General features: G+C 71.4%; 18 protein-coding genes and 1 riboswitch. Of the genes, 9 read left to right on the top strand and 9 right to left on the bottom strand.

Annotation, left to right across the window (positions count from 1 at the left end):
* Window positions 1-96: 96 nt before the first annotated feature.
* A riboswitch (cyclic di-AMP (ydaO/yuaA leader) is annotated at window positions 97-238 on the top strand.
* 236 nt (window positions 239-474) lie between these two features.
* The gene (locus O7615_RS33330; protein WP_278181767.1) at window positions 475-1,326 is read left to right on the top strand and encodes a C39 family peptidase; all 852 of its coding nucleotides are present in this window, start codon (window positions 475-477) and stop codon (window positions 1,324-1,326) included.
* Window positions 1,327-1,406: 80 nt separating this feature from the next.
* Here O7615_RS33330 and O7615_RS33325 read toward each other — a convergent pair whose 3' ends face one another.
* Window positions 1,407-2,162: an SDR family NAD(P)-dependent oxidoreductase gene (locus tag O7615_RS33325; protein WP_278181766.1), complete on the bottom strand. Its 756-nt coding sequence runs from the start codon at window positions 2,160-2,162 to the stop codon at window positions 1,407-1,409.
* A gap of 46 nt (window positions 2,163-2,208) precedes the next feature.
* Here O7615_RS33325 and O7615_RS33320 point away from each other — a divergent pair, with 46 nt between their 5' ends.
* Window positions 2,209-2,646: a helix-turn-helix domain-containing protein gene (locus O7615_RS33320; RefSeq protein WP_278181765.1), complete on the top strand. Its 438-nt coding sequence runs from the start codon at window positions 2,209-2,211 to the stop codon at window positions 2,644-2,646.
* 37 nt (window positions 2,647-2,683) lie between these two features.
* Complete coding sequence (locus O7615_RS33315) at window positions 2,684-3,493, top strand: hypothetical protein (protein ID WP_278181764.1); 810 nt, start codon at window positions 2,684-2,686, stop codon at window positions 3,491-3,493.
* A 32-nt stretch (window positions 3,494-3,525) separates the two neighbouring features.
* Here the strand turns inward: O7615_RS33315 and O7615_RS33310 are convergent, their stop codons facing one another.
* Window positions 3,526-4,011, bottom strand: coding sequence for an SRPBCC domain-containing protein (locus O7615_RS33310; protein WP_278181763.1), 486 nt, complete (start codon window positions 4,009-4,011; stop codon window positions 3,526-3,528).
* A 3-nt stretch (window positions 4,012-4,014) separates the two neighbouring features.
* On the bottom strand, window positions 4,015-4,365 hold the full coding sequence (locus tag O7615_RS33305; RefSeq protein WP_278181762.1) for a metalloregulator ArsR/SmtB family transcription factor: 351 nt from the start codon (window positions 4,363-4,365) through the stop codon (window positions 4,015-4,017).
* Window positions 4,366-4,517: 152 nt separating this feature from the next.
* On the opposite strand from O7615_RS33305, the gene O7615_RS33300 reads away from it, so the two are divergent.
* Window positions 4,518-5,237 (top strand): VOC family protein, encoded by a 720-nt coding sequence (locus O7615_RS33300; RefSeq protein WP_278181761.1) that lies wholly within the window; start codon window positions 4,518-4,520, stop codon window positions 5,235-5,237.
* Window positions 5,238-5,349: 112 nt separating this feature from the next.
* Here the strand turns inward: O7615_RS33300 and O7615_RS33295 are convergent, their stop codons facing one another.
* The 3 genes from O7615_RS33295 to O7615_RS33285 form a co-directional block, all read right to left on the bottom strand.
* Complete coding sequence (locus O7615_RS33295) at window positions 5,350-6,555, bottom strand: MFS transporter (RefSeq protein ID WP_278181760.1); 1,206 nt, start codon at window positions 6,553-6,555, stop codon at window positions 5,350-5,352.
* Window positions 6,556-6,869: 314 nt separating this feature from the next.
* Window positions 6,870-7,532, bottom strand: a complete 663-nt coding sequence (locus O7615_RS33290) for a hypothetical protein (protein ID WP_278181759.1) — start codon at window positions 7,530-7,532, stop codon at window positions 6,870-6,872.
* 56 nt (window positions 7,533-7,588) lie between these two features.
* A complete protein-coding gene (locus O7615_RS33285; RefSeq protein ID WP_278181758.1) occupies window positions 7,589-8,086 on the bottom strand; it encodes a YcxB family protein in 498 nt (165 codons plus the stop codon).
* Between the two features lie 105 nt (window positions 8,087-8,191).
* On the opposite strand from O7615_RS33285, the gene O7615_RS33280 reads away from it, so the two are divergent.
* The 4 genes from O7615_RS33280 to O7615_RS33265 all read left to right on the top strand — a co-directional run bounded on the left by O7615_RS33280 (window position 8,192) and on the right by O7615_RS33265 (window position 10,035).
* Window positions 8,192-8,542 carry a metalloregulator ArsR/SmtB family transcription factor gene (locus tag O7615_RS33280; protein ID WP_278181757.1) on the top strand — a complete coding sequence of 117 codons (351 nt, stop codon included), beginning with the start codon at window positions 8,192-8,194 and terminating at the stop codon, window positions 8,540-8,542.
* Entirely contained in the window at window positions 8,539-9,012 is a 474-nt protein-coding gene (locus O7615_RS33275; protein ID WP_278181756.1) for an SRPBCC domain-containing protein, read from the top strand. The genes O7615_RS33280 and O7615_RS33275 overlap by 4 nt, the downstream gene beginning before the upstream one ends.
* Window positions 9,009-9,365: a nuclear transport factor 2 family protein gene (locus tag O7615_RS33270; RefSeq protein ID WP_278181755.1), complete on the top strand. Its 357-nt coding sequence runs from the start codon at window positions 9,009-9,011 to the stop codon at window positions 9,363-9,365. Before O7615_RS33275 ends, O7615_RS33270 begins: the two co-directional genes overlap by 4 nt.
* 61 nt (window positions 9,366-9,426) lie before the next feature.
* Window positions 9,427-10,035: a class I SAM-dependent methyltransferase gene (locus tag O7615_RS33265; RefSeq protein WP_278181754.1), complete on the top strand. Its 609-nt coding sequence runs from the start codon at window positions 9,427-9,429 to the stop codon at window positions 10,033-10,035.
* Between the two features lie 56 nt (window positions 10,036-10,091).
* Here O7615_RS33265 and O7615_RS33260 read toward each other — a convergent pair whose 3' ends face one another.
* On the bottom strand, window positions 10,092-11,522 hold the full coding sequence (locus O7615_RS33260; protein ID WP_278181753.1) for an MFS transporter: 1,431 nt from the start codon (window positions 11,520-11,522) through the stop codon (window positions 10,092-10,094).
* A 17-nt stretch (window positions 11,523-11,539) separates the two neighbouring features.
* Between O7615_RS33260 and O7615_RS33255 the strand changes: the two genes are divergently transcribed.
* Window positions 11,540-11,818, top strand: a complete 279-nt coding sequence (locus O7615_RS33255) for an alpha/beta hydrolase (protein WP_347405139.1) — start codon at window positions 11,540-11,542, stop codon at window positions 11,816-11,818.
* Between the two features lie 109 nt (window positions 11,819-11,927).
* Here O7615_RS33255 and O7615_RS33250 read toward each other — a convergent pair whose 3' ends face one another.
* The gene (locus O7615_RS33250) at window positions 11,928-12,140 is read right to left on the bottom strand and encodes a DNA-binding protein (RefSeq protein WP_278181752.1); all 213 of its coding nucleotides are present in this window, start codon (window positions 12,138-12,140) and stop codon (window positions 11,928-11,930) included.
* Window positions 12,141-12,211: 71 nt separating this feature from the next.
* Window positions 12,212-13,909, bottom strand: a complete 1,698-nt coding sequence (locus tag O7615_RS33245; RefSeq protein ID WP_278181751.1) for a CDP-glycerol glycerophosphotransferase family protein — start codon at window positions 13,907-13,909, stop codon at window positions 12,212-12,214.
* Between the last annotated feature and the right edge of the window lie 4 nt (window positions 13,910-13,913).

Raw genomic sequence — 13,913 nt, 5'->3', positions numbered from 1 at the left:
GATCATGTTTAGCCAGCTCAAGCGGGGTTGGCTTACCAGTGACCGGCCAGTAGTGTCGGCGCGTCCGGTGCGGTAACCGATCGCAAAAGGCGACGCCGCGCCGACCCGCTCAATCGTGATCTCACGAACCGGGGACCCACTGCACCACTGGGGTGAATCCGCGAGCCTTGGCCCGCGGTAGGGCGATCTTCCCGCCCGAATCCGTCAGCTAACCCGGTCGGCGGTGTCGGAAGGAGTTTCCACCTCGTGCAGTTCGTTGTGATTCCCCCGCTGTTCCCCCGCCTCCACGGCACTGCGGTGCCCGTGCTCGCCGGCCCGACCGCGAGCTGATACCGGCCATCGCCGCCGCCCGGTGCCCCGGGCACATCCCCTTGCACGGTCCATCCGCGTCCCCCGGGTGGTCGCCGGCACTGCCTGCCGCCGACCGCCGGAGACGTGTGCGCCGTGCGCCCCTGAGCCCCGTGGAGGATCTCCGTGAAGCACACTGTCCAGCGCCAGCTCCGTCGGCTGGCCACCGAACGCCCGTACCGGATCGTCGCCGCCTCGGCCGCCGCGCTCGTGCTGGCGACCGGCGCCGGTGCCCTGCTCACCGGCACCGAGGACACCCCGGCCACCGAACAGACCACGACCACCACCGCCGAGTTGCGCGGCGACACGGCGGTCTCCCGTAGTGACGCCCGGGGCGAGCAGACCCCGTCGACCGCGCCGAGCAGCGCGGCTCCCGCCAGCGCCGCCGCCTCTCCGTCGCCCTCGCCGAAGGCCACCTCCGCCACGCCGGACCCGGACGCGACCAGCAAGAAGGCGGCGCCGAAACCGCCGGCGTCGAAGCTGCTGGACTACCAGTACCAGGCCCAGACGAACGGCTACTACTGCGGCCCGGCCGCCGTGCGCAACGCGCTCAGCGCCGCTGGCATCGAGCGCAGCCAGGACGCTCTGGCCAGTCAGCTCGGCACCACGTACGCGGGCACCAACTCGGCTGCGGACACCACTCGCGTGCTCAACGCCACGGTCAAGGGCAGCCCGTACCAGACCACGATGATTCGCGGTGGCGCGGCCACCCCGGCCCAGATGGATCAGCTCCAGGCCGACGTCGTGGCGGCCATCACCGACGGCCGGGGTGTCGTGGTGAACATCGCCGGCAGTGCCACCGACACCAACGGGGGCTGGCACTCCTTCCCCGGCGGACACTACGTCGCGGTGGTTGGCTACGAGGACGACGGTCGGCTGGTGCGGATCGCCGACTCGGCCAACGCGTCCTACCCGTCGTACTGGATGACCACCATCGACCTTGCCAACTGGGCCGCCACCCGCGGTTATTCCGCCTGAGGTCACGAGCTGCCGCAGGTGGGGCCTTCCCGTCAACGGGAGGGCTCCACCCGCGGTAAGCCGGACTCCGTCCGCGCGACTCAGTACGCGGCGGTCAGGTCGGCGAGACGCTGGTAGAGCCGGATGGCCGTGGGCTGGTCGAACTCCGGGCGGGTCAGCGGCACCGGGGTGCCACGGCGGAGCGCGGTCAGTGGGGCGGCCGGCGGCTCAGCCAGCAGGGCGGCGAGCTGCGTGGCCGGGACGTCCGGTGCGGATCCGAAGAGGGCCGCCGCCGCGCCGATGAGGGTGCGCATGGGCTGGCGGAACTGACGATGCATGCCGCTGTTGACGAACATCGGGTTGTACAGCACGTACCGGATGGGACTCTGCGCGTCGGCGGCGGTGAAGCCGACCCCGAGCAGGTCGTTGGCGCGGGTGCCCTGCAAGATGGCCGTGAGCATGCGGTATCCCCGGCTCAGTTGCAGGTCGTCCCAGTGGATGCGGCCGCCGGGGATTCCACCGGTGCCGCAGAGGTTGACGATGATCGGCGCCGGGGCGCGTTCCAGAGCCGGGCGGAGCCGTTCGGCGAGCAGGTAACGGCTGAGGACGCCGATGGCGAAGGTCTGTTCGAAGCCCTCGCTGGTGAGAATCCGCCGCGGGTCGAAGCGTCCCGCCGACAGGATCAACACGTCGATCCGGTCGGGCAGCCGGGCCGCCAGCGCGGCGGTCTGTCGGATCGACGTGAGATCCGCGTCGGCGCTGCCGATCGCGATGACCCGGTCTCCGCCCTGCCGGAGCTTGTCGGCCAGCGCCCTGCCGATGCCGCGTGTCCCACCCGTGATCACCACTGTGCGCATACTTCATGGTGGAATCCGGCCGGCTCGCGCGAAAGAAGGCACATTGATGTCACCGGTACTGCGACTTCCCGTGACCCCGGCCGACCACGACGCCTGCGCCGCGACCGACATCCTGCGCCGGGTCGGTGAGAAGTGGAGCGTGCTGATCCTCGCCGTGCTCCAGGACCGCCCGTACGGCTTCAACGAACTCGACCGCGCGGTCCAGGGGCTGAGCAGGCGGATCCTCACCCGGACGCTGCGCCTGCTGGAAGGTGACGGACTGGTCAGCCGTCGGTCGACGGCCGAGCGGGTCGAGTACGCGCTCACCGACCTGGGCCGCTCGCTCCTGCCGTTGATCATCGCCCTCGGCGAGTGGGCGGTCGCCCACGCGTCGGACATCGAGCAGGCGCGCGCCCGGTCGCGGGCGGCACCGGGACCACCGCCGTCGCCGATCCGGCATGACGTGCCGTCGGGCGTGGTCGGGGTCTCGGGGGCGACGCCGTGACCGGCGGGACGGGCGGCGGCCGGACATGCGGGTGACGATGACGAGCGTTGCCGCGCGGCCCGGCCGGGTGAACGAGGACTTCGCTGGTGCCGTACCGACGGCGGCGGTGCTGGTCGACGGCGCCGGCGGCTTCTCCGGCGCGGAAGCGATCTGCCGGCACGGGGTGGCCTGGTACGCCTACCGGCTGGGCGGCAGTCTCCTCGGCCTGCTGTCGCTCGTGCGGGGCCGCAGCCTGCCGGCGCTGCTCGCCGAGGCCATCGCCGAGGTGACGGACGCGCACCGGGACACCTGCGACGTCACCGACCCGATCAGCCCGTCGGCGACCGTGGCCATGCTGCGGGTGGCCGACGGTGTCGTCGAGTATCTGGTGCTCGGTGACTCGGTCGTCGTGCTCGACCGGGCGGACGCCGCGCCGCTGGTCGTCTCCGACCCCCGGGAGGTGGTCATCAGTCGGTCGTACCAGTCCGCGATCGAGGCGGTCGCCGAGGGCGGCGACGAGTACCGCCGGCTCCTGCGGGACCTGCGCGCGAACCGGAACCGGCCGGGTGGCTTCTGGGTGGCCAAGGACGACCCCCGCGCGGCGGACGAGGCGCTCACCGGTGGCTGCCCGATCTCCGAGCTGACCGGGGCCGCCCTGCTCAGCAACGGCGCCAGCCGCATCGTGGACCGGTTCGGGCTTGCGGACTGGCCAGCGGTGATGGCCGTGCTGGCGTCGAGCGGGCCCGACGAGATCATCCATCGTGTCCGTCGGGCGGAGGCCCGGCACGCGGTGCGGCCGGACGACGCGACGATCGCACACTGCACCGACCTCGGCGAGGCCCGACCGTCGCCGGTGGAGCCGGCCTGACCGGGGCCGTAGCGGCCCCGGTCGCTTGCCGGTCAGGAGGCGAGCAGGTCGTCGATCTGGTTGATCGCCGACGAGGTGCCCTCCACGACACCCATGTCCAGCACCTGCTGGAGTGCCTCGGCCGATTCGTACCGGCCCACGTAGGTGGCGCGGGTGCCGCCGTCGTGTTCGGTGAAGGAGTAGACGTTCTTGGAGACCGGCATGTTCGGGTTCGGGGTGAAGTCCAGATCGGCGAAGCCGTCGTCGAAGGAGAAGCTGCTGGGCTCCTCCACCGCGGTGACCAGCCAGTAGCCGGCGAACTTGTCGCCCTCCGGGCCGGTCATGTAGTAGGTCACCCGGCCGCCGGGCGTGAGGTCGTGCTCGACCACCGTCGCCGGGTAGGTCGGCGGTCCCCACACTTTTTCCAGTTGGCGAGGGTCGGCGTAGACCTGCCAGACCCGCTCCACCGGCGCGGCGAACTCCGCGGTGATGGTCAGGGTCAGGTTGTCGAGATCCTGCTGAACGTCGGTCACGGGCATGGTTCAGTCCTCCTGGTTGGGTTCGGACGCGATGAGTAGGTCGATGCGGGCGATGCGGCCACGCCAGACCTGTTCGAGCTCGGTGAGCATGGACGCCACCGACCGCACCGCCGCGACGTCGCCGGTGGCCAACTGCTCGCGACCACTGCGTCGCTTGGTCAGCAGGCCGGCCCTCTCCAGCACGGCGACGTGCTTCTGTACGGCGGCGAAGCTCATGTCGTACTTCGCCGCGAGCGCGGAGACGGAGTGCTCCCCGGCCAGCACGCGCCGCAGGATGTCGCGCCGCGTGCGGTCGGCGAGCGCGTGGAACAGGGCGTCCGCCCGGTCCTCACTCTTCTCGCTCTCCTCGCTCACGAGACAAATATACAACCAATCGGTTGTACGTTGTCAAGAGGTGCTCAGGGCTTGTCGGACGCATCGACCCATCGGTCGATCAGCTGAGCGGTAGGGGGACGATCGGCTGTTTTCATGTGCGGTGGGCAGCCCTGAACGCCTAGGAAGAAGGCATGGCCAACGAGGTGACCATCCCCCTGCTGCCCTGCGCCTCCATCGACGACATCCGCACGTTCTACGAGGTGCTCGGCTTCCGGACCACCTACCAGCAACGCAAGCCCAATCCCCACGTGGCGTTGCAGCGTGAGGACCTGAACCTGCACTTCTTCGAGATGGCAGGGTTCGATCCGGCGCAGTCCTACGGCTCCTGCCTGGTCCTGACCCCCGACATCAGCAAACTGCACCGGGAGTTCGCGGCGGGCATGCGCGCCGCGTACGGCAAGGTGCTGGTCTCGGGAACGCCGCGAATGACGCGACCGAGGGCGCGGAAGAACAACGACGGGCTGGGTGGGTTCAGCGTCATCGACCCGGGCGGCAACTGGATCCGCATCACGGAAAGCGGCGCCCCTGCTGCCGGGCCGGCGACCACGCCCGCCGGGCGGCTGGCGAAGGTCCTGGCGAACGCTGTGGTGTTGGCTGACTCCAAAGGCGACGTCGCACAGGCCGCCCGGATACTCGACAGCGCACTGGCCCGTCCGCGACCCGATGACGATCCCGTCGAGCAGGTGGAGGCCCTCGTCTACCGCGCCGAGCTGGCCGTGACGTTGCAGGACACGACGACCGCAGCCGAGCTGCTGGCCCGCGCCGATCGCGTGGTGCTGGGTCCGGACGAGACCGAGAGAGCGGCACCCGCCTTCGAGAACGCCGCCGACCTCGCCGCGGCGCTCCGCTGAGTCGTTGACCCGGCTGGGCGCACCTACTCGGCCGGCTCACCGCGAGCGCGGGCCGCCTGCGCACCCGGCCCGAACGCCCCGGGTTCCTGCCGTTCGGGGCCGGGTGCGGTGGTCAGGCGGTTGCCTCGCGTAACCGGTGCCAGGCGAGGGCGGTTACCGCAGTCATCATCACGGCGGCGATCCAGAACGGTGTGGTGATCTTCCAGACGCTGGCGAACAGGCCGCCGAGGAGAGAGCCCAGCGCGGCGCCGCCGAGGTCCAGCAGCGCGTACACGCTGCCGACCCGACCGCGCAGGTGTTCGGGCACGGTCCGCTGCCGGATGGAGGCGACGGTGATGCCCCAGACCATGGCGTGGATGCTGAAGGCGACCAGGATGACCGCGGCCACCCAGGGTGTCGTCGTGATTGCCAGCGTCACGTGCGTGACGATCTCGATGACCAGGCCGGCGCGGAGCAGTGTGGTGCTGCCGAAGGCTCGGGTGAGCGTAGCGGCGACGATCGTACCGAACAGGCCGCCGACGGCGAAGGCGGTCAGCAGGAAGCCGTAGCCGATGTCCGACAGGTGCAGTCGTTGCTGGCAGTAGAGAACGAACACGGCGAACGCGGCGCCGAACGCGATGTTGGCTAGGCCCATGGTGGTGGCGAGGGTCCGCAGCAGCGGATGCTGCCACAGCCACCGCACACCGGCGCCGATCTCACGGCGCAGCGAGACGCGCGGCCGGGGTTGCGCCGGTGCGGAAACCGGTCGGATGCCCGCGATCAGGGCTGCGGCCACAGTGAACGTGACCGCGTTGAGCCCGAACGGTACGGCGGCGGAGACGACGAACAGCCACGCGCCCAACGGTTTGGCGACGAACTGGTTGCCGATGGTGAAGCTTGCGTAGAGCCGGGCGTTGGCGCTGGGCAGCTTCTCGGATGCGACCACCGAGGGGAGTAGGGCGCCCATCGCGGTGTCCGCCAGGGTCTCTCCGGTACCGAGGAGGAAAAGCGCCGTGTAGATGACGGGCACGGTGACGGTCTCGGTCGCGATGGTGGCCGACAACCCGGCCAGGGCGGCGGCACGTACCAGGTTGACGACCACGACCAGCTGGCGCCGGTCGAGCCGGTCGACGTAGGCGCCGCTGAGCAGAGCGAACAGCAGCCAGGGCAGCTGCTGGGCGAACGCGCCGCCGGCGATGAGGGCCGGGTTGTCGCTGACGGAGGCGACCAGCAGGGGGCCGGCGGCCATGGCGACACCGTCGCCGATGTTCGATACCGCCGAGGCGGTCCACAGTTTGGTGAATTCCGCGCCCAGACGCGCGGGTACAGGGGCACGCAAGAGAGCTCCTCGAGCCTAGGAAGGAAGCGGTCGGCAGGGAAACCGCTCCGCGGCGAGGAGCACCGCACCGCCGGTACGATCACCGGCGGGAAACGATCAGTGCGCGGCGTGCTCTCGCGGCGAAACGGGTACCGCGACCATCGCGAGGCGCATTTCGGCTCCTAACTGTGGGATCAACAACGCGAGCAGGGTAGCCAGGTCGCCGTTACGGCACCATCGAGTTCGCGCACGACCCGCCGGGACGGCGAACCAGCCAGGCTGGAGGGCGCTCGGTGACCGGTGGGGCGTGACCGAGAGCGACCCTGCGAGGACGGTCAGGCTGGGTGGCGCAGGTCGCGGGTCCAGGGCGCCGCGGGCCGGCTGCGCTTCGCGGTGTGGCCGGGCGGCATGTCGAGTACGTCGATCAAGGTGGGATCTTCGTCCACCGCGTGATGGAGGTGCCCGATCTTTCCGGTGCCGCTGTCCGCACCCGTGGTGCCGAAGAGGTGCCACAGCTCGTCGACGGCGTCGTGGCCGACCAGCAGGATGGGCTCGCGGCGTTCGAAGACCTCGGCGGTCTGGATGCACTGGGTACCCAGGAGCCAGTGCCGCATCCACCACGCGCGTCGGTCCCGTTCCATGACGTGGTCGGCGACCCACCACACGAACGGCAGGTCCTCGTGGGCGCGGGCCTGCTCCGCGGTCAGGTCCGGGCCACCCTGCGGCACCTGCTCGAACGGCTCGTCGGTCAGCGAGAACGCGTGGCCGTCCTGGTGGTGGAACACCACCGCGTGGAAAGTACCGCCGCCCGGATTGCCGACGCCGATCCCGATCGACAGCCGGCCCACGTGCGGATCGGACCCGGTGGTCCAGCCGAACGCGTACGACGCCAGCTCGCCCCCAGGACCGACGAACTCACCAAACGCACGGCGCACCATGCCCGTGGCCCCCGCGTCGGGCACCTCGACGAACGACCCCTCCAACACCTGAACGTCCACCCGGCCAACCTAGTCGAGCCAGCCCAGGACGGGGGCAGCGCCATCAGCGGGCTGGCTCACCGAGTCTGGAGCAGCCCACGCTTGGCCAGATAGGCCCGCAGCGTCTCGTCGTCCTCGGTGGACATCAGGCGGCGCGGGATCACGGTCGCCGGCTCCCGGCCGACGTACACGATCCAGAACTCGGAAGTGTCCCTGACCTGGGTGACCCCGTCCCAGGCGATGCCGCCGGACTCCGAGCCGCTGCGCATCGTGATGTTGTCGTCGGTGATGTCGTAGTGGCCCTCGACGGCGTAGCCGCCGGAGCGGCGCCGGGCGCGCCACCGCACCCACGGCCAGTACAGCATCGCCAGCAGGCCACCCATGATCATCGCCAGCCACAGCGGCGAGATCTGCTCGCCCCACGCGGACCCCCGCGAGACGGCGAGACCGATCGCCCCGACCGCGGCCAGCACCGCACCGACATATCCGTACGTGCGTAGCCGATCGCTGCTGAGCGCGGCGGCCACACGGCCCGGGTAGGTGGGATCGGCGGGGACGTCAAAGCGGATGTGCACGCCAGAACGATAGTCCCACCTCTCGGTAGGACCGGTCATCGCCCGGCGGGCCGCAATCCGAAAACAGCTGCTTGCGCAAATATGTGTTTGCGTTAGGGTGGTCCCATGCCACCCTTGCTCGTCGCACCCGGGCCGGACCTCGACTCGGCCTTCGCTGCCCTCGGCGACCCCGTCCGTCGCGCCCTGGTGATGCGTCTCGCGCGGGGCGACGCGACGGTGGGAGGACTCGCCGCACCGTTCGACCTGACTCCCCAGGCGATCTCCCACCACGTGGGCGTCCTGCGGCGGTGCGGCCTCGTCGAGCAGCGGCGCGAGGGCACCAGGCGCCCCTGCCGGCTCCGGGTCGACCAGTTGTCGCGGCTCGGCACGTGGATCGACGACCAGCGTCGCGCCTGGGACGACCGGCTCGACGCCCTTGAGCAGCACCTCGCCGAGGATCGAGGAGCGACCCGTTGACCGCCAGCGCAGAACTCCGCGGCGACGAACTGATCGCCAAGCGCCACCTCCCGGCGGAACCCGAACGCGTCTGGGTCGCCCTCACCTCGCCGGCAGGCATCGCGGCGTTCTGGGGCGGTTCGCACGCCACCGTGCCGCCGGGGTCCGTGATCGTCGACCTGCGTCCCGGTGGAGAGTTCGCCCTCGACACCCGCGCGCCGGACGGCGCGACCCGCCGGCTCCGGTTCGTCTACGTGAGCGTCGCCGCACCGCACGAACTCGTATTCGACGAGCCCGTCACCGGCCTCCGCACCACCATCAACGTCCGCCCCGCCGGCAGCGGCACGGATCTCACGGTCCACCAGCGTCGGCTTCCGGCCGAGCTGCGGACGGCCCAAGCGGCCGACGGGCTCGCCTCGATCCTCGACGCCCTCGCCGCGCACCTGCAGCACCGCGACGCCAAGGCCAGACCACGACGGAGAACACGATGACCCAGACGACCCAGCGCCACCTCGTCGCGGAGTACTTTGCAGGATTCCGGACGAGCGACCACCCGCGAATCCTCGCGACCCTCACCGACGACATCCAGTGGGTCATCCACGGCCACCGGACCACCCACGGCAAGGCGGAGTTCGACGGCGAGATCGAGAATCCGGCGTTCACCGGCAGCCCCGAACTCGACGTCCAGCGTGTCCACGAGGACGGCCCGGTCGTCGTCGCCACCGGCGAGGGTCACGGCACCAGCGTCGACCACGGACCGTTCCGCTTCGCCTTCAACGACCTGTTCACGTTCCGCGGCGGGCTCATCGCCCGCGTCGACTCCTACGTCGTCCCGTTGCCCTGACTCGCCACACTGCGTCGGCGCGGACTTGCCCTGCCGATCCGAACGTCCATACAGTCGCCCGGTGAGCATGGCGCAGGTCCGGCAGGCGTACGCGTCCGTCGCGGAACTCTACATCGAGCTGTTCGGTTCGAGCCGGCAGGTGCACGCCGACGACCTCGCCTTCATCGGGCGGCACCTGGCGGGCCGGCCCGGCACGGTGCTCGATCTGGGCTGCGGGCCCGGCCATATCACCGATTACCTTCGGTCGCTGGGCGTCGACGCGACGGGTATCGACATGGTTCCCGAGTTCATCGCCCACGCGCGGGCGACCCACCCGGGCGGGAGGTACCACCTCGGGTCGATGCGGACGCTCGCCGTCGCCGACCACTCCGTCGCCGGCATCCTGGCCTGGTACTCGTTGATCCACCTACCGCCGCACGATATCGACGGCGTGCTCGCCGAGTTCCGGCGCGCCATGGCCCCGGGCGCACCGTTGGTGCTCGGTCTCTTCGACGGCGAGGAGGTCGCGGCCTTCGACCACAGGGTCGTGACCGCCTATCGCTGGCCCGTCGACGAGTTCTCCGAGCGACTGACGCGGGCTGGCTTCGCCGAGGTCGAGCGCCTGCGACGGCCCCACGACGGCACTCATCGGCCACACGCCGCCATCGCGGCTGTCGCGACCGGCGGGTGAGCCGAGTCGGCGAGCCTGGTGTCCTCACCTCGGCTCCGCGCCGACGGTGGTTGTCGTCACGGTGATTCGGACGGGACCGTGACGGGCGACGGTCGCGGGCGTTCCGTGGCCGGTGCACGCGCCGTTGTGCGCGTCGTGCCGACGAATGCGAGACCGGCCGAGGCCAGCAACATGCCGAGGCAGACCACCAGGCCGGCCACCGCGCCGTCGCGGGCCCCGCCGTGCGTACCTCCCGTCCGAAGGAACAGCCCGGTCACCGCGGCCAGGCTGATGGTGGCCGAGATGCGCTGCGACACCTGCAGGAAGCCGGCCGCGAGCCCGGCCGCCTGCGGTGGCGCGTACCCCAGGGTGAGCGCCTGGTTGGGAGAGTTGACCAACCCGGCGGCCACGCCCATCGCGAGTTGGGTGGCGGCCAGCGCCCAGGCGATCTCCGATCGGGGTACGCCGGCCACCACCAGGATGGTCACCAGCACGGTGAACACCGATCCCACCGTCGCCCACGCCACGCCACGCCGGCCGTACCGGGCGACCAGCCGCCAGCTCAACACCGAACTGACCGCGAACCCCAGCGCGCTGGGCAGCACGGTCAGCGCCGCGCCCAACGGGCTGAAGCCGAGGCCCATCTGCAGGAGCAGCGTCAGCACCAGCGACACGGACACCGACGCGCCGAACTGGAACATGGCGACCAGGGTGCCGAGCACGAACCCCCGCGACCGGATGAGCGCCGGGAGCAGGATCGGCGTACCGCCGGCCCGGGCGTAGCGCCGCTCCCAGGCCAGAAATGCGCCCGTCCCGGCACAGGCCACCAGCAGCCAGGCGGGCCAGCCGGCGGACACGATGAACGGCAGCAGCGCGGCGAGCGTGACGGCGGCGAGGAGGACCAGCCCGGGCAGGTCGAGGGTGGTGCGGCGACCACGGCCCCCGCCACGAGGCAGTACGCGTAGCGCGACGGCGGCGGTGAGCAGCCCGAAGGGTACGTTGATCAGCAGCACGAGCCGCCAGCCGAGTTCGCCACCGAAGGACTGGATGATCAGCCCGCCGGCGACCGGACCGGCCAGCGCGGCGAGTCCGCCCACCGTCGCGTACGCACCCAGCGCACGCGCCCGCGCCGGGCCGGTGAACAGATCCTGGATGGTCCCGAGGACCTGCGGGTTGACGATGCCGGCCCCGGCGCCCTGGAGCAGTCGTGCGGCGGCGAGCACCCAGGCGTGCGTGGCGGTACCGGCGACCAGGCTCGCCGCCGTGAACAGCAGGATGCCGGCGATGAACAGGCCACGCCGCCCGTGGACGTCACCGAGCCGGCCGGCCGGCACCAGGGCCAGGCCGAACGTCAGCGAGTAACCGGCGAGGAGCCACTGCGTCGTCGCGGGGCCGGCGTGCAGCGAGTCACGCAGCGCGGGGACCGCGACGTTCAGCACGGACTGGTCGATCAGTGTGGTGAACCCGGCCGCCAGGCAGACCGCCAGCGCCACGCGTCGATCTCGCATGCCGCGTACGCTATCGTATCTCCTATCAAACCCATCTGATTTGTGGGGATATTCGATCGCGTGCCCAGCGTTGCGGCCGTGTGCCGCGCGAGCCACTGCCGTTCCGCTCGATCCTGGTCGCCAGCCGCAACGACCCGATCACCACATTCGAGCAGTTCGAGGCGTACGCGCGAGACTGGGGATCGGAGCTATTCGATGCGGGGGCGGTCGGGCACCTGGACTCCAGGACCGGGTTCGGTGCGTGGCCCGACGGCGAGCGCCTTGCCCGCCCGTTGACCCAGCCTGGACAGCCATGACCCCGCTGGCGCCACTGCGATCGCAGCCCAGGGCCGGGGCGGCACCGGGAAGTCGTGGCGTTGCGCCATCGACGGTCTGCGGGCCTTGCTGGCATGGAGCCGATTGCCGTCAGTCGGCAAAGGCGAGGCCCCGCTCGGCCAGCGCGGCAGCCAGGATGCTGACCGCCTTCGGCCCGACCCCGTGCAGGGCCAGCAGGTCGCGGCGGCGGTACGCGGCCACCTGCGCGAGCGTCGTGATGCCGGCTTCGAGCAGGGCGCTGTTGGCCGGTCGCCCGATCGGCGGCAGGTCACCGATCTGCGCAGGCACATCGCGGGTACTCACGCGCCCACGATAGTCCGACCCCGCCGCCCCTCCATGAATCGAACCGCGTCGCACCTCGTCACGAGCGTGACTCAGGTGGCGGGGGAGAGCGGCGCGGTGGTCGCGGCGCGCGGTGCCGGTGCCGTCCAGCCCCGGTCCAGCTCGCGCCGGGCGGCGGCCAGGAAGACCTCGGCGTACGACTCGCCGGGGAAGTCACCGAGATAGCGGCGCCGGGTGGCCCACCGGGCCTCGGCGAGCGGATCGGTGTCGAGCAGCCGGGTCAGTACGGCGTCCACATCGGCCATGTCCCGGCCGAGCACGTAGCCGGAGGCGGCCAGCGGGAACCGTTCGACGAACCGGTCGCCGTCGGCGCCCATGTCGGTGACCGCGTACGGCTTGCCCGAGTAGAGCCAGTCGGAGACGACCCCGGAGACGTCGGAGACCAGCGCGTCGGCCCGGTTCACGGACTCGGCCAGGGTCAGCCGGCTCGCCGCGGCGCCGAAGAGGTGCGGCCGGCCGGTGCCGGCCCGGTCGGCGGCGAGCAGGTCGTGCAGCCGCCCCAACTGCCGGGCGGAGGCCGGGCTCTGCGCGGTGTAGGGGTGGGCGCGCACGATGACGGTGGCACCCCGGGCCAGCAGTCGCCGCAGCAGCGTCTCGGCGATCGGGAGTGAGCAGTAGTCGGCGTCGGCGTGGTGCCCGGTCCAGGTGGGGGTGTAGAGCACCGTCGGGTTCGCCAGGCCCCGCACCGGCTGTGGGCGTACCTCGATCGCTTCGACCTGGGGGCGACCGACCACCACGAACTTCTCGGCCGGGATGTCCACCCCGGCCCGCGCGTACCGCTCGACGGCCGCCTCACCGGCGACGAAGATCCGGTCGAAGATCGCCGAGACCGGGTTGGCGCTGGGCGCCTTGTCGCTGTCGCCGTGGTGCAGCTGCACGTGGGTGAGCTGGGTGAACCGGATGCAGTGGCTGTTCTTCGCGCCGTGGTTGACGTAGAACGCCACCCGCATGCTCGGCACCAGGACCTCGTCCATGGTGCGCAGGGTGGGGCAGTAGATCACGGGGGCGGAGGTCGCCGCCGCGATGGGTGCCAGGAACTCCGGCTCCCGCAGCATCACCACGAAGGGCCGGCCGATCCGTTCCAGGTACGGCAGCCACATGGTGACCTGGTACTCCGAGCCGGGCGGGGCGGAGAAGTGCAGGACGAACTCGGGCTGCTGCCGGCGCAGCGCCCGGGCGACCGTCGACCGGCCGGCAGCCGGTCGCAGCCGCCGCCGGGCCAGTTCGAGGGTGGCCGCGGCGGCCGCGGCGCCCACCAGCAGGACCGGCACCAGGGCGACGGCGGCGGGCAGGCCCGCGAGGGCGGCGACGGCCAGCACGGCGAGCAGCCCCGCCACGGCGTCCCCGGCATGGGCCGCGACCTGCGGCACCCACGTGCGTACCGGCAGGTTGGCGGCGCGGATCTCCAGGTTGCCCGCCTGGCGCAGCGGACCGGCGAGCAGCACCAGCCCGAGCACCACCAGTGCGGTGGCGGCCAGGGCCGGGTCGAAGCCGGCGTCGAGCTGCCGGACGTAGCCGACCAGGACCCCGGCCGCGATCAGCGTGGTCTCCGCGACGGTGTCCGCGCCGGGGCGGACCCGACGCTCCCAGACGGTGGCGGCCAGCGCCGCCACCGCCAGGCAGAGCCCCCAGGCGGTCGCGTCGGTGAGCGCGACCACCAGGAACGCCAGGACGGCCCCGGCCGTGGCCAGGCCCCGTGCGGTCAACTTCCGGACCAGGTCACCACGCATCTCG

The organism is Micromonospora sp. WMMD1082, from assembly GCF_029626175.1.
Classification (GTDB): domain Bacteria; phylum Actinomycetota; class Actinomycetes; order Mycobacteriales; family Micromonosporaceae; genus Micromonospora.
This window is presented reverse-complemented; position numbering and strand designations above follow the sequence as displayed.

Coding starts and splice junctions, on each gene's coding strand:
- O7615_RS33325 (WP_278181766.1), bottom strand. CDS start 2,162: ATGCGCACAGTGGTGATCACGGGTGGGACACGCGGCATCGGCAGGGCG.
- O7615_RS33320 (WP_278181765.1), top strand. CDS start 2,209: ATGTCACCGGTACTGCGACTTCCCGTGACCCCGGCCGACCACGACGCC.
- O7615_RS33315 (WP_278181764.1), top strand. CDS start 2,684: ATGACGAGCGTTGCCGCGCGGCCCGGCCGGGTGAACGAGGACTTCGCT.
- O7615_RS33310 (WP_278181763.1), bottom strand. CDS start 4,011: ATGCCCGTGACCGACGTTCAGCAGGATCTCGACAACCTGACCCTGACC.
- O7615_RS33300 (WP_278181761.1), top strand. CDS start 4,518: ATGGCCAACGAGGTGACCATCCCCCTGCTGCCCTGCGCCTCCATCGAC.
- O7615_RS33280 (WP_278181757.1), top strand. CDS start 8,192: ATGCCACCCTTGCTCGTCGCACCCGGGCCGGACCTCGACTCGGCCTTC.
- O7615_RS33270 (WP_278181755.1), top strand. CDS start 9,009: ATGACCCAGACGACCCAGCGCCACCTCGTCGCGGAGTACTTTGCAGGA.
- O7615_RS33260 (WP_278181753.1), bottom strand. CDS start 11,522: ATGCGAGATCGACGCGTGGCGCTGGCGGTCTGCCTGGCGGCCGGGTTC.
- O7615_RS33245 (WP_278181751.1), bottom strand. CDS start 13,909: ATGCGTGGTGACCTGGTCCGGAAGTTGACCGCACGGGGCCTGGCCACG.